This is a genomic window from Pseudomonas sp. MSSRFD41 (assembly GCF_014230245.1).
Taxonomy (GTDB): Bacteria; Pseudomonadota; Gammaproteobacteria; order Pseudomonadales; family Pseudomonadaceae; genus Aquipseudomonas; species Aquipseudomonas piscis.
Genome location: NZ_JACKZK010000047.1, coordinates 1 through 13,735, shown reverse-complemented (window position 1 = coordinate 13,735; position 13,735 = coordinate 1). Strand labels below are relative to the sequence as shown.

At 66.3% G+C, this 13,735-nt stretch carries 12 protein-coding genes and 1 riboswitch; of the genes, 6 read left to right on the top strand and 6 right to left on the bottom strand.

From position 1 onward, the window contains the following. The first annotated feature begins 126 nt into the window (after positions 1 to 126). Positions 127 to 328, top strand: a riboswitch (cobalamin riboswitch). A 152-nt stretch (positions 329 to 480) separates the two neighbouring features. The 5 genes from H7A76_RS31845 to H7A76_RS31825 all read left to right on the top strand — a co-directional run bounded on the left by H7A76_RS31845 (position 481) and on the right by H7A76_RS31825 (position 7,371). Further along, entirely contained in the window at positions 481 to 2,400 is a 1,920-nt protein-coding gene (locus H7A76_RS31845; protein ID WP_260498137.1) for a TonB-dependent siderophore receptor, read from the top strand. Positions 2,401 to 2,411: 11 nt separating this feature from the next. Then, positions 2,412 to 3,164 (top strand): ferredoxin, encoded by a 753-nt coding sequence (locus tag H7A76_RS31840; RefSeq protein WP_185702201.1) that lies wholly within the window; start codon positions 2,412 to 2,414, stop codon positions 3,162 to 3,164. Beyond that, positions 3,157 to 4,086, top strand: a complete 930-nt coding sequence (locus H7A76_RS31835) for an ABC transporter substrate-binding protein (protein ID WP_185702200.1) — start codon at positions 3,157 to 3,159, stop codon at positions 4,084 to 4,086. The genes H7A76_RS31840 and H7A76_RS31835 overlap by 8 nt, the downstream gene beginning before the upstream one ends. Before the next feature lie 379 nt (positions 4,087 to 4,465). Continuing rightward, positions 4,466 to 5,860 (top strand): VOC family protein, encoded by a 1,395-nt coding sequence (locus H7A76_RS31830; RefSeq protein WP_185702199.1) that lies wholly within the window; start codon positions 4,466 to 4,468, stop codon positions 5,858 to 5,860. 89 nt (positions 5,861 to 5,949) lie between these two features. Then, positions 5,950 to 7,371, top strand: a complete 1,422-nt coding sequence (locus H7A76_RS31825) for an FAD-binding oxidoreductase (protein ID WP_185702198.1) — start codon at positions 5,950 to 5,952, stop codon at positions 7,369 to 7,371. On the opposite strand, the gene H7A76_RS31820 is transcribed toward H7A76_RS31825, so the two are convergent. Then, entirely contained in the window at positions 7,368 to 7,676 is a 309-nt protein-coding gene (locus H7A76_RS31820; protein WP_260498136.1) for a hypothetical protein, read from the bottom strand. The genes H7A76_RS31825 and H7A76_RS31820 overlap by 4 nt on opposite strands. Here H7A76_RS31820 and H7A76_RS31815 point away from each other — a divergent pair. After that, positions 7,675 to 8,061, top strand: a complete 387-nt coding sequence (locus H7A76_RS31815) for a hypothetical protein (RefSeq protein WP_185702197.1) — start codon at positions 7,675 to 7,677, stop codon at positions 8,059 to 8,061. The genes H7A76_RS31820 and H7A76_RS31815 overlap by 2 nt on opposite strands. Positions 8,062 to 8,380: 319 nt before the next feature. Here H7A76_RS31815 and H7A76_RS31810 read toward each other — a convergent pair whose 3' ends face one another. The 5 genes from H7A76_RS31810 to pqqA form a co-directional block, all read right to left on the bottom strand. Beyond that, positions 8,381 to 9,196, bottom strand: coding sequence for a VanW family protein (locus tag H7A76_RS31810; RefSeq protein WP_185702196.1), 816 nt, complete (start codon positions 9,194 to 9,196; stop codon positions 8,381 to 8,383). 98 nt (positions 9,197 to 9,294) lie between these two features. After that, positions 9,295 to 11,034: a NahK/ErcS family hybrid sensor histidine kinase/response regulator gene (locus H7A76_RS31805; RefSeq protein ID WP_185702195.1), complete on the bottom strand. Its 1,740-nt coding sequence runs from the start codon at positions 11,032 to 11,034 to the stop codon at positions 9,295 to 9,297. Further along, positions 11,018 to 12,181 carry an alcohol dehydrogenase-like regulatory protein ErcA gene (gene ercA / locus H7A76_RS31800; protein ID WP_185702194.1) on the bottom strand — a complete coding sequence of 388 codons (1,164 nt, stop codon included), beginning with the start codon at positions 12,179 to 12,181 and terminating at the stop codon, positions 11,018 to 11,020. Before ercA ends, H7A76_RS31805 begins: the two co-directional genes overlap by 17 nt. Positions 12,182 to 12,404: 223 nt before the next feature. Then, a complete protein-coding gene (gene pqqB / locus H7A76_RS31795) occupies positions 12,405 to 13,319 on the bottom strand; it encodes a pyrroloquinoline quinone biosynthesis protein PqqB (protein ID WP_185702193.1) in 915 nt (304 codons plus the stop codon). 59 nt (positions 13,320 to 13,378) lie between these two features. Continuing rightward, entirely contained in the window at positions 13,379 to 13,450 is a 72-nt protein-coding gene (gene pqqA / locus H7A76_RS31790) for a pyrroloquinoline quinone precursor peptide PqqA (protein ID WP_011060521.1), read from the bottom strand. Positions 13,451 to 13,735 lie beyond the last annotated feature (285 nt).

Genomic DNA, 13,735 nt, shown 5'->3' with positions numbered 1-13,735 from the left:
TTGGCGCAGCTTCGCAGGCTCAGCAGCGGCTACGGGAGCGGGGCTGGGCTCGGCGATCAGGGTATGACTGCGCAGCGGGCGCGATCGTGTCGGCCACAGGATTGACGAACGGCCGGACGGATGTTCAGATGCCGCCCTGTTTCAGGTGCCTCACGCCGCCGTGCGTGAGGTGAAACGGGAAACCGGTGCGCCCCAGGGGCAAGTCCGGTGCTGCCCCCGCAACGGTAAGCGAGTGCTGCATTCAACACGCCACTGTACCCAAGGTATGGGAAGGCGAATGCAGCCAGCCTCGCAAGCCCGGAGACCGGCCTGAAGCATCTGTTTGGCAATCCTGCGGTGGGCGGGCATGGGCCGGTGTGGGCGCGTGCGCGTGCCTGCCACCTTCTCCCTGCGTGCTTCCCGAAGACACTTTCGAGAAGACCAACAATGACAACAACAGACACTTCCCTTGCGCGCGACTGGCGCGCTCCGCGCCGTTCCATGGGCGGCGCCCTGCTCGGCTGCCTGTTCAGCCCCTGGCTGCTGGCGGACGACACCTCCCTGAAGCTCGACCAGCAATTCGTGTCCGCCCCGTCGGTGGAGTCCACCACCGTGGCCGAGATGGCCAAGTACGGCAGCAAGGTGGAAATCATTGATCGCCAGCAGATCGAACGCGCCGGGCCCAGCAGCGACATCACCCGGGTCCTGCAAATGTACGTGCCGGGCCTCTATGTGGCGCCCAAGAACGGCCCCTTCGACTACGGCACCTATTCGCTGCTGGGCGGGCGCAACGATGACACGCTGATCCTGCTCGATGGCGTGCGCTTGAACAACCGCCTGTACGGCGGCCTGTACCTGGACACCCTGCCAGCCAACGCCATCGAGCGCATCGAAGTGCTCAAGGGCGGCCAGAGCCTGCTGTTCGGCACCCAGGCGGTGTCCGGGGTGATCAACATCGTCACCCGCAGCCCACAGACCCGCGACGCCTCCGGCGAAGTCAACCTGGGCCTGGATAGCTTCATGGGCAGGAGCGGCGATGCCCGGGTGGAGCGCATCGTCAGCAACGGCCTGGGCGACCTCGGCTTGCTGGCCTATGTCAGCCACAACGTTTCCGACGGCTACCAGCCGTTTCGCAACAGCGCCTACAACACTAGCACCAAGGACAAGAAGCGCTCCTATGAGGTGACCACCTTCGGCGCCAAGGCGATCCAGGGGTTCGGCGACGACTCGCGCCTGGAGTTGTTCTACCAGTACACCGACGCCAACCTGGATTTCGCCCGCGCCGCGAACAACAAGCAGACCACCAACGACCGGGTCCAGCAGATCGCCACCGCCACCTTCGAGCAACGCCTGGGCGAGCGCTTCAGCTACTTCGTCAAGGGCCATGTCAACGATTGGGACACGCGCTACACCCGTATCAACAGCAACGATGATGGCGGCATCAAGGTCATCAATCACAACGACTACTGGGGCTTCACCGACTGGGGCGTGCAAGCCGAAGGCAAGGCCGAGCTGGACGGCGGCCATGTGCTGGTGTTCGGCACCGACAACCAGTGGTTCAAGGGCCAGGACGACGTACTCAAGATCGACGACAACAAGGCCCAGGCCAACGCCCTGTATACCCAGTTGCGCCCGGTGTTCGAAGCCCTGCCGGACTGGCACCCGAGCATCGGCGTGCGCCACGAGAAAATCAGCGGCGGCGAGAGCGCCACGGTGGGCATGCTCACCTCGCTGTACGACCTCACGCCCAACTGGCAACTGCGCGGCCAGTACGGCAATGCCTTCAAGCTGCCCAACGCCGAGCAGCTGTTCGCCAACGAACCCTATGAAAAAGGCAACCGCCACCTCAAGCCGGAAAAGAGCGTCAACGCCGAACTGGGCCTGGACTACAAAGGCAGCCTGCTAGCCGGAGAGTTCAATGCCAGCGTCACCGCCTACCGGCGCAAGATCGACGACCTGATTGCCCTGGACGGTATCAATTTCGTCAACGGTGACAGCCAGGTCAGGGTCCGGGGCATCGAGGTGGATGGACGCTGGCAGTTCAGCCCGCAATGGAACCTGTCCGCCGACATGACCCGCAACCTGGTCGAATCACGCCACGTGACCCTGAGCAACATCCCCGGGTTCTTCGCCCGCTCGCGCCTGGGCTTCGAATCGCAGGATCGTATGTGGGGCGTGGGCGGCGCGATCCGTTATATCGGCCAGGTCGAGAGTTCGAAGAAAGTGGACTACGGCCATTACTCGGTGGTGGATGCCGATGCCTATCGCTACCTCGACACGGCCCAGCAGCATCGCCTGAGCCTGCTGGTGGAGAACCTGTTCGACCGCGACTACACCACCAGCATGACCAGCGACAGGCCGGCGCTGGACAACCTGGGGCGCCCCTTCACCACCGAAGTGCGCTACACCTACCGCTTCTGAGGCCGACCGACATGCATGAACACTATCAACGGGTGTTGTTCGTCGGTCCCGGCCTGCTGGGTGGCGCCCTCGGCCAGGCCTTCTGTCGCGAGCTCGAAGGCCTGCGCGACGACAGCGTCGAGACCCGGGTGATCGATACCCTGGATGGCTTCGACAGTCTCTGGGCGGCCCTGGACGAAACGCTGGCCAAGGCTGGCGCGGCGTTGCTGGTGGTGGACCTGGAGCCCAGCTCCGACAGCGCCTACCTGGACTGGCTGCGCGATGAGCTGGGACGCCGCGCCCGTGCCCACTCCCAGGCGCCACGGCTGTGGGTCACCGCCCAGGCCCTGGGGCGCCGGGGGCTGGATGCGGCCCTGGCCTGGGCCAGCATCGCCCAGCGCGAACGCCACCTGCCATGCGACCAGGTCAACCCGGTGGCCAGCGATCCGGACTGGTCGCAGGTGCCGCCCCACGCCCGCCAGGTATTGCTCTGCACCGGCCCGCGCTGCGTCCGGCGTGGCGCCCTGCCCTTGTGGAAGACCCTGCGTCGCGAGCTGCTGCGCCTTGACCTCATGGAGAAGCCCGGGGGCGTGCTGCTGACCCGCACCGCCTGCCAGTTCCCCTGCAACCTGGGACCGGTACTCACCGTGCACCCGGATGGCTGCTGGTACCGGGTCGAGAACGACAGCCAGGTGCTGCAACTGGTGGAGGGGCACCTGCTGGCCGGAGAGCCCGTCGCCCAGTTGCAGATCGCCACCCCTTATGGAGTACCCACCGATGCCTAGGACGGCCCGGGCCAAGTGCCTGGCCATCTTGCTGTGGCTGGCCAGTGGGCCGGTCCTGGCCGGCAGCTACGAAAACTGCGGTAACAGCTGGCCCAGCCCCGGCACGCCGCAGCGCATCGTCGCCCTCAACCAGCACAGCGCCGACCTACTGCTGGCCCTGGGCGCCGGGCCGGCGCTGATCGGCGTCGCCTACCTGGACGACGATGGCCAGGCCATGGACCAGGGGCAGTACCACGGGGTGCCAGTGATCGCCCGCCAGTATCCGTCGGCCGAGGTGCTGTACAGCCTCAAGCCCGACCTGGTGGTGGGCGGTTTCGCCTCGGCCTTCCCCAACAACTTCAGCTCGCGCGAGCGCCTGGGCGCCATCGACATCGGCAGCTACCTGCTGGAATCGGCCTGCGCCGGACACGACGAGGACTACTTCGGGCACATCCGCCGCGACCTGCTGACCCTGGGCCAGTTGTTGGGCAAGCCGGAACGGGCCCGGCAGTTGATCGCCCAGATGGATACCGACCTCGCCTCGGCCCGGGCTCTGTACCAGGATCAACCCCAGCCGTCGGTGTTCTACCTGGACAGCGAAGTCAACGGCCTGGCCAGCCAGGGCCGGCGCGGTTTTGTCGGGGTATTGCTGCAAGCCGCCGGGGCGCGCAACAGCTTCGCCGCCATCGACCGCCCGCGCCTGGTGGTGGACAGCGAGACCCTGCTGGCCAACGACCCGGACGTGATGCTGCTGGCCGATGCCCTGTGGTCGCCGGCCGCGCGCAAGCGCCGCCTGCTACAGGGCGATCCGGTGCTGTCGCGACTGCGGGCAGTGCGCGAGCAACGCCTGATCGACATCCCCTTCACCCAGCTGGTCCCCGGTATCGCCAGCGCCCGCACCGCCCTGGAACTGGCCCGGCGCCTGCACCCGCCGCAGGATTGAACGCACAGCGAGAGCGGCCCTGCTTCGTGTAGATACCGTCTTGTCGGTTACCGCGCAAGCGCCCATTTCGGGTCATCAGGATGGCCCGACCTGAGCACGCCAAATACGATGTGCAGCTTCGCACAGGCCCTGTTTTACCAGCCTCGGCGCGAGTCTTCGGGAATACTTGGCGATAACCGCGCCGCGCTCGATAAGCACTTTCCTGGTCGTGGCGCGCTCTTGGCCTACCCCACTGCCGACGCCCGGCCCTGGTGCCATGCATTCGTTTGCAGAATGAAGTTCAGAGGAACTTTCGTTTGTCAGCCCTGGCGGCGCTGCGCAGAATCGAGGCCGACCCGCTCCACCCACGCCTCGATCCACAGCCACGGGAACCTTGTCCATGAGCAACCAGCGCTTCGTCAGTCCTGACCTGATCCGCCAGGGATTTTCCCGGGCGATGTCGGATATGTACCGTGAGGAAGTGCCGCTGTATGGCGACCTGATGCAACTGGTGGCCCAGGTCAACGCCCAGGTGCTGGAGCGACAACCGGCCATTGCCCGGCATCTGCGACACACCGGCGAATTGCAGCGCCTGGACCTGGAGCGCCATGGTGCGATCCGCGTCGGCACCGCCGCCGAACTGGCGACCCTGGCGCGCCTGTTCGCCGTGATGGGCATGCAGCCGGTGGGCTACTACGACCTCACCCCCGCCGGGGTGCCGGTGCATTCCACGGCGTTTCGCGCGGTGCATGAACAGGCCCTGCAGGTCAGCCCGTTCCGGGTCTTCACCTCGCTGCTGCGCCTGGAGCTGATCGACAACCCCGAACTGCGCGCATTCGCCGAGCAGGTGCTGGCCCGGCGCACGATCTTCACCCCCCGGGTGCTGGAGCTGATCCATCAGGCCGAGGATCAGGGCGGCCTGGCCGCCGACGCCGCCGAGGAGTTCATCCAGCAAGCCCTGGAGACCTTCCGCTGGCACCACCACGCCACGGTCAGCGCCGCCCAGTACGCCAACCTCAGTGCCCAGCACCGGCTGATCGCCGACGTGGTGGCGTTCAAGGGCCCGCACATCAACCACCTGACCCCGCGCACCCTGGACATCGACGAAGTGCAGCGGTTGATGCCCGCGCATGGCATCACTCCCAAGGCGGTGATCGAGGGCCCGCCGCGCCGCGCTTGCCCGATCCTGCTGCGCCAGACCAGCTTCAAAGCCCTGGAGGAAAGCGTCGCCTTCACCGACCAGGTGCACAACCAGGGCAGCCACAGCGCCCGCTTCGGCGAGATCGAACAGCGTGGCGCGGCCCTCACGCCCAAAGGCCGAGCCCTCTACGACCGCCTGTTGAATGCCGCCCGCGACGAGCTCGGCGACTTCCCCAACGAAGCCAATGCCCAGCGCTACAACCAGCTGATGCAGCAACACTTCGCCGAGTTTCCCGACGACCACGACGCCATGCGCCAGCAGGGCCTGGCCTATTTCCGCTATTTCACCCGCGAAGCCGGGCTCGCCGCCCGTACCGAGCCCGGTCGCCCGACCACGGTGCAAGCGCTACTGGCCGCCGGGCACCTGGGCTGCGAGCCCCTGGTGTACGAAGACTTTTTGCCGGTCAGCGCTGCCGGGATCTTCCAGTCCAACCTCGGCGACGACAGCCAGAGCCATTACGCCGGGCGCTCCAACCGCCAGGTATTCGAAGCGGCCCTGGGCCGGCCGACCCTCGACGAGTTGCAGCTGTACGCCCAGACCCAGCAACGCTCCCTGGAGCAGTGCGCCGAAGCCCTGGGCCTGCCCGCCCTGTAAGCGCAAGAATCCATGGCCGGGAAACGGCGGTAAGGCTATCCTGCCGCCATTTGCGCCACCTGCCGGTGGCGTCTTCCAGGGATGGTTCCATGAAATTCAGCACCGGCCTGCTGTTCTGCGCCGCACTGGGCCTGGCCTCGGCCAGCCATGGCGAACAAATCGTCAACGACATCACCCAGCTCAATCCCATCGTGGTCGACCAGGTGGCGCAACCTACTCGCCTGGAGCAGATCGTCCAGCTGGTGGCCAATCACCCCGGGCCCATCGCCATCGGCGGCGGCCGCTACAGCATGGGTGGGCAGACCGCCACCGAGCACGCGCTGCAGATCGACATGCAGCGCTTCGACCAGGTCCTGGCGTTCTCCCGCGAGCGCAAGGAAATCACGGTCCAGGCCGGTATCACCTGGCGTGCCCTGCAAGACTTCATCGACCCTTACGACCTGTCCGTGAGCATCATGCAGAGCTACGCCAACTTCACCGTCGGCGGCGCCCTGAGCGTCAACGCCCATGGCCGCTACATCGGCCATGGGCCACTGGTGAGCTCGGTGAAGTCGATCAAGCTGGTGCTGGCCGACGGCCAAGTGATCGAGGCCAGCCCGCAAAACAATGCCGAGCTGTTCTACGGCGCCATCGGCGGCTATGGCGGCCTGGGGGTGATCGTCGAAGCCACCTTGCAGTTGAGCGACAACCAGCGCCTGCTGCGGACCTTCGAAGAAATGCCCCTGCAGCGCTACAACGACTATTTCTTCCAGCACATCGCCAATGATCCCCAGGTGATCCTGCACAACGCCGTGCTCTACCCCAACCAGTACCAGCACCTGCGCGCGGTGTCCTACCGCCAGACCGAGCTGCCGGTGACGGTCGAGGAACGCCTCACGCCCCTGGACCGCAACTACTGGAAGGAACGCCGGGCCATGAAGGTGGTGAGCCAATGGCCCATGGGCAAGTCGATCCGCGAGGAGGTGATCGACCCGCTGGTGTTCAAGGACAAGCAAGTGGTCTGGCGCAACTACGAGGCCAGCCTCGACGTGCGCGAGCTGGAGCCGGCATCCCGGGCCAGGCGCACCTACGTGTTGCAGGAGTACTTCGTGCCCCCTGGGCAGTTGCAAGGCTTCGTCGAGGACATGGGCGAGACCCTGCGCCGGCACAAGGTCAATGTGATCAACCTGTCCATCCGCCACGCCAAGGCCGATCCCGGTACGCTGCTGGCCTGGGCCCGGACCGAAGTGTTCGCCCTGGTGCTGTACTACCAGCAAGACACCCGCCCGACCGCCCGCGATGAGGTGCGCCAGTGGACCCGGTCCCTGGTGGACAGCGCCATCCGCCACGGCGGCAGCTACTACCTGCCCTACCAGATCCTGGCCACGCCTGAGCAGTTCCACGCGGCCTATCCCCGGGCCAACGAGTTCTTCGCCCTCAAGGCGCGGGTCGATCCGCACAACAAGTTCCGCAACAAGCTGTGGGATGCCTATGCCCCACAGCCCCCGAACCCAACACCCTCGGAGCGCTAGCGAGCGATGGACTTCTGCGAGACCAGGACCTTGCGCTGTTGCAGGTAGATCACCGCATCGCCATCAAAAGCCAGCACCTTGTCGGCGGTCAGCGGGCCGCCGTCGCCATCTTCGTAGCGCACCCAGCCTTCATCCCACAGGTCGCCGCTGGCATGGCGCACCTGGACGAAGAACAGCGGCGGCTCGGCACGGGTGATCTCGACGAAATAACCGCCAAACGAAAACCGTCGCGTGCCTTGCCAGCCAGCGCCGCCTGCGGCAGCCTTGCCGCCACTCATCTCCCGGCCTGTGGAAACCCTGCCCATGCGCATCACCCTGACCGCCCTGCATCCTGAAATGCCCGATGGCCCGTGGGTCGGTTTCAGTTGCGCCGAGGGCAACGGACGCGGCCAGTGGTCGGGGCCGCTTCCGCCCTTGGCCAGCGAGCACGAGGTGGAGCTCGCCCTGGAGGATGACTTCCAGTGGAACCACAACCTGCGCGCGAGCCCCAGCAGCGCCCCCTGCATGGACTGGAGCACCGATGGCTTGCGGATCAACGCGCAGTTGTTGCAGGTGGACAGCGATGGCGGCGCAGTGCTGGCTATCGGCGGGTCCATCGTCCTGCTGTCGTTGCAGGGCGCATCGCAAGACGGCCCGCAATGGGTCGAGCTGCAGGCCCGCCAGGTGGCACTGTACCCGGTGGCCCTCTGACTGGGGCACGCAAGACGACGACCCTCGATGAGGGTGGAGCGCTGAGTAAAGAGAGTGTGAAGCGATGTGCGCAGGGCGCGGATCAGGAGGAGGTGTTCGCCCAGTGCTCTGGCCTTGGCAATCCTTGCACCGGTAAAGAGCCCTTGCACCGGGCGAACGGTTCGCATTCTAGTGCAATTGCCAGGGAAAGTCCGAGGACTGATTCTGAATAAAACTGGATTGATGAATTATCTGCATTTCAAGCAGGAAGTTTCATACGCCCAGGCCACTCCTGGCGCTACGCGGGCCGTGCCACGAGCCCCTGGCCGACCGTTCGCCATTAATGCACCAGGCACTCATCGGCCACCGGGTACTTGACCACGACCCGGTTGCGATACAGGCACTCCTGCCGCACCAACTCGGAATCCTGGCCCTTGGTGCGGATGTCGCGCCAGATCTGGTTCTCGCGCAGCACCCGCCCACCCTCGCGGACGAAACGGTGCTCCCGCTGATACACGTGGTAGCGGTAGCCGCGCGGTTGCTCGCACAGCAGCTCGCCCTCGAGCTGGTGCGCGCCGACGTGCAGCTTGAGCTGGAAGGCGTGCGGCCCGGGGTTGTGCAGCACCAGGTCGATGTAGTTGTAGAAGATCGCCGCGCCGGAGCCGAAAGGCAGCACCCGGCCCTCGTCGGGAAACGGATCGAAGCTGTGGTTGGCCCGCTCCACCACCTGCAACGGCGAGTGGATCGCCATCCAGTGGATCAGGTTGCTCAACTGGCAGATGCCTCCGCCGATACCGCTGCGCGCCTCGCCGAACGACAGTTCCATGCCCTCGACGAACCCCCGCGCGCGACTGGGCCGCCCCACCAACTGGCAGAAGGAAAAGTACTCCCCCGGACCAATGCGCACCCCATCGATACAGGCCACCGCCAGCCTGAGGTTGATCACCTTGTTGTGCTGCAGGGCCAGGTCGCAATCGCCCAATGTGCGGATCAGCTTGGAGGTGTGCTTGATGTAGCGATAAGGCAAGCGCGGGCTGTCGGCTACGGGCCGCGCATAACACCGGCCGGAAAAACGCCAGGCCAGGCTGCGTGCCAGGCGCTTCTGGCGCACGCGCAACCAGTACAGCAGCGGGTGATACGAAGACAACGGCTTCATCGATGGGTATGGGCCAGCCCAGGGCCGGCTTCGTCCTTGAAAAAAAGAGCGGCATCTTAGCCGCAAGTCCGCCGCCCCACTAGCCGCAAGCCCGGCCTCTAGGCGCCACCCTGCCCCAGCAATTGGCTCAAGGCAGCACGCAGCTTGCCCGGCTTCACCGGCTTGTTGAGCAGCGGCGCGCCCAATTGCTGCAAGGCCCGCCGGCACTGGTCGCTGCGGTCGGCGGTGATGATCACCGCCGGCAGTGGCAGGCCGAAGTGCTCGCGCAACTGGCGCACCACCTCGCACCCGGTGATGCCGTGATCCAGGTGGAAATCCGCCAGGATCAACTCCGGCGCCTGGCCCTGCAACGCCTCCAGGGCCGCCGCCTGGTCAGTGGCGGTGACGACCTGACAGCCCCACTGCCCCAGCAACGCGGCCATGCTGTCCAGGATGCTCAGCTCATTGTCCAGCACCAGCAGCCGGCGCCCGGGCAGCGGGTTGCCGGTGCTCGGTTGCGGCGCTTGCTGGCCGATGGGCAGCGGCACCCGGGCGGCCAGGGGCACCTCGATGCTGAACCGCGAACCACGGCCCGGGCGCGAATGCACCTGCACCGGGTAACCGAGGATGCGGGCGATGCGCTCGACGATCGCCAGCCCCAGGCCGACCCCCTTGCGGTCGGCGGCACGGCCCACGTCCAGCTGGTTGAACTCGAGGAAGATCGACTCCAGGCGGTCGGCGGCAATCCCGCGCCCGGTGTCCCAGATCTCCAGCCGCAGGTGCTGGCCCCGGCGCCGCGCAGCCAGCAGGATGCTGCCGCGCTCGGTGTAGCGGCAGGCATTGCTCAACAAATTGCGCAGGATCCGCGTCAGCAACCGCAGGTCGGTGAACAGCGCATGGTCCCCCAGGCGCACCCGCAGCTCCAGGCCCGCGGCCTCGGCCACCGACTGGAACTCGGACACCAGCGGCGCGAGGATTTCATCCAGCCGATAAGTCGCCGGATCGGGCTTGACCGCGGCCTGGTCCAGGCGGGAAATATCCAGCAGATCGGTGAGCAGGTCCTCGGCGCCTTCCAGGGCCTGGTGGGTGCGCTCCACCAGCAGTTGCTCGGCACTGGGCAACTGGCGCTCGCGCAGGGTGGAGATCAGCAAGCGCGCGGCATTCAAGGGTTGCAGCAGGTCGTGGCTGGCGGCGGCCAGGTACTTGTCCTTGCTGCGGTTGGCGGCTTCGGCGGCATCCCGGGCCTCTCGCGCTTCCCGCTCGCTGCGCTCGCGCCGCTGGATCTGCTGTTGCAACGCGCGGTTGGCCTCTAGCAATTCATCGGTGCGCGCGGCCACCCGTTGCTCGAGCTGGTCATTGAGTTGCTCCAGGCGTTGCTGGGCCAGCTTGCGCTCGGTGATATCGGCGACGAAGCCCTCCACCAGCCCGGCTTCATCGGGCTTGAGCAGCAGGTTCATCAACACGTCGATGCTGCTGCCGTCCTTGCGTCGCAGCTGGGTCTCGTAGCCCAGCAGGCTGCGCTCGCGCTGCAACTGCTCGCCGATGGCCTCCAGCTCCTGGGCGCCGCCGACGAACAGGTTGCCGGCCAGGTCGGCCAGGGAAAACAGCACTTGCTGGGGGTCCTGGTAACCCAGCATGCGCGCCAGGGCCGGGTTGGCGGCGCGCATGCCGGCCTGCAGGCTGGCCTGGAAGATCCCGTGCACGGCGTGCTCGAACAGCCACTTGTAGCGGTTGCGCTCGGTTTCCAGGTCTTCCAGGCGTGCGGCCAGCTCCGGGTAGTGGCTCTTGCGCGCCGAGTGATTGCCCAGGCCCAGCAGCCCGGCCAGGGCCCGTTGCTGCTCGTCAGAGGGCCTCGCCATAGACCACCTCGACATCGCGCTGGCTCGACTCCCGGGGATTGGTGAGGATGCACGGGTCGTCCATCGCATGGCGCGACAGGAACGGGATATCGCTGCTGCTGACCCCATGCAGGCCCAGGGTCTCGTGGAAGCCGATGGCCTGCTTGAGCGCGATCAGGTGGTCCACCAGGCGCCGGCAGATCTGCTGCTGGTTGAGGCCGCGACAGTCGATGCCGAACGTCTCGGCGATCACCTTGAAACGCTCCGGCGCCGAGCTGTAGTTGAACGCCACCACGTGCTCCACCAGCACCGCGTTGCACAGCCCGTGGGGCAGGTCGAGGAAGCCGCCGAGGCTGTGGGACATGGCATGTACCGCACCGAGGATCGCATTGGAAAACGCCAGCCCGGCCTGCATGCTGCCGAGCATGATCTTCTCGCGCAGGGCGATGTCCTGCGGATTGGCGATCATCTGCACCAGGTTGCCGTTGATCAGGCGCATGGCCTCCAGGGCGTGGGGATCGGTGAGCGGGCCGTGGCCGGTGGAGACGAACGCCTCGATGGCGTGCACCAGGGCGTCGATGCCGGTGCAGGCGGAAAGGAACGGGTCCATGCCCAGGGTGGTTTGCGGGTCGATCAGCGACACATCGGGAACCACCGCCTTGCTGACGATGGAAAACTTCATCCGTTCCTGCTGGTTGGAAATGATGACGAACTGCGAGACATCCGCCGAGGTCCCGGCGGTGGTGGGAATCATGATCAGCGGCGGGCTGGGCATGCGGAGCATGTCCACCCCTTCGAACTCCAGGATGCTGCGCCCGTGGGCCACCACGATGCCGATACCCTTGCCGCAGTCCATGGGACTGCCGCCGCCGACGGCGACGATCACGTCGCAGGCGTTTTCCCGGTAGACCTCGGCGCCCTGCATCACCTCCTCCACCCGCGGGTTGGGCGACACCGCGCTGTACAGGCAGTGCTCCACGCCCTGGGCCTGGAGGCTGGCCTGGACATCGGCGACCCAGCCGGCGGCGATCACCCCGGGGTCGCTGACCACCAGGACCTTGCGCGCGCCGAAGGTCTTCGCATAGTTGCCGACGTTATGCCGGCAACCGGCGCCGAAGATGATTTCCGGGGAGACGAACTTGCGCAGCAGACTGAGATTCTGGCCCATGGCAAAAGCCTGTTTTCTTATTGTTCTGGAAAGAACGCCAGCCTAAAGCATCGCCGGACGAATGCAATCCGACCATGGTGTACCTCGCCTCGTGGGTGGGCGGACGCTGCCGCAGGCTCCGGCACGGGTCGCCCGATCGGGTTGTACGATCGGCCGGGTGCACCGCGGCGCCTGGTTGGCGGGCGCTGCGCACCCGCTCGCAGCTTCGCGGGCTCGGCAGCGGCTACAGGTGCAGGTCCATGCCGTCGTGGGCTACCTCGATGCCACGGCGGGTCAGTTCCGCGCGTTCGGCCGAGTCCTCGTCGAGGATCGGGTTGGTGTTGTTGATGTGGATCAGCACCTTGCGCGCCCTTGGGAACGCCTCCAGCACCTGCAGCATCCCGCCCGGACCGCTTTGCGCCAGGTGGCCCATCTCGCTGCCGAGCTTGTCGCCGACCCCGCACTGGCGCATCTCGTCATCGCGCCACAAGGTGCCGTCCACCAGCAGGCAGTCGGCGCGGCCCATCCACTCCAACAGGGCCGGGTCCACCTGGCCCAGGCCCGGGGCGTAGAACAAGCTGGCGCCACTGCGCCGGTCCTCGACGAACAGGCCGATGTTGTCCCCCGGATGGGGGTTGCCGCGATGGGGCGAATACGGCGGCGCACTGCTGCGCAGGACAATCGCCCGCAACAGCAGGTCCGGGCAGGCCGGCACGCTGAAGGCGCGGCCATCGAGGTGGATCGGCTGCCAGGCCAGGCCGCCGTTCCAATGACTGAGCATGTTGAACAGCGGGAAACCGCTGCACAGGTCCTGATGGACCATCTCGGTGCACCAGACCTTTTGCGGGCAGCCTTCGCGCAGGCTGAGCAAGCCGGTGCAGTGATCGATCTGGCTGTCCAGCAGGATCACCCCGGCCAGCGCCGAGTCGCGCAGCCGCCGTGCCGGTTGCAAGGGCGCAAAAGACGCCAGTTGCACGCGGATGTCCGGCGAGGCGTTGCACAGGATCCAGTCCACGCCGTGGTCGCTCAGGGCGATGGACGATTGCGTGCGCGGCCGGGCCCGCAGGCTGGCATTGCGCACACCGGCGCAGTTGCGGCAGTTGCAGTTCCACTGCGGGAAACCGCCGCCCGCCGCGGAACCGAGGATGCGGATATGCATGGAGTGCTCCGAAGACAGAAGACTCCGGCCGCCACCAGCAGCGGCCGGAGCGGAACGGCTCAGCGATTGGCGAAGTACATGGTCACTTCGAAGCCGATGCGCAGGTCGGTGTAGGCGGGTTTATGCCACATGGGGTCGATCCTCTTGTCGTGCCGGGGGATTCCGGTAACCGCATTAATGCACGGTGGCCGGCAGGACCGAATGCTACTTTGGCACCGGTTGGCGGGGTGCCTTGGTAGGGGCAACAGGGGCGGCTACAAGCTACAAGCGGCAAGCGGCAAGCGGCAAGCGGCAAGCGGCAAGCAAGATAGAAGCGACAAAGGCACGCATGGGCCGCTTGAAGCTTGCCGCTTGCCGCTTGCCGCTGCTTAGAAGAAGCCCAACGGATTGATGTCGTAGCTCACCAGCAGGTTCTT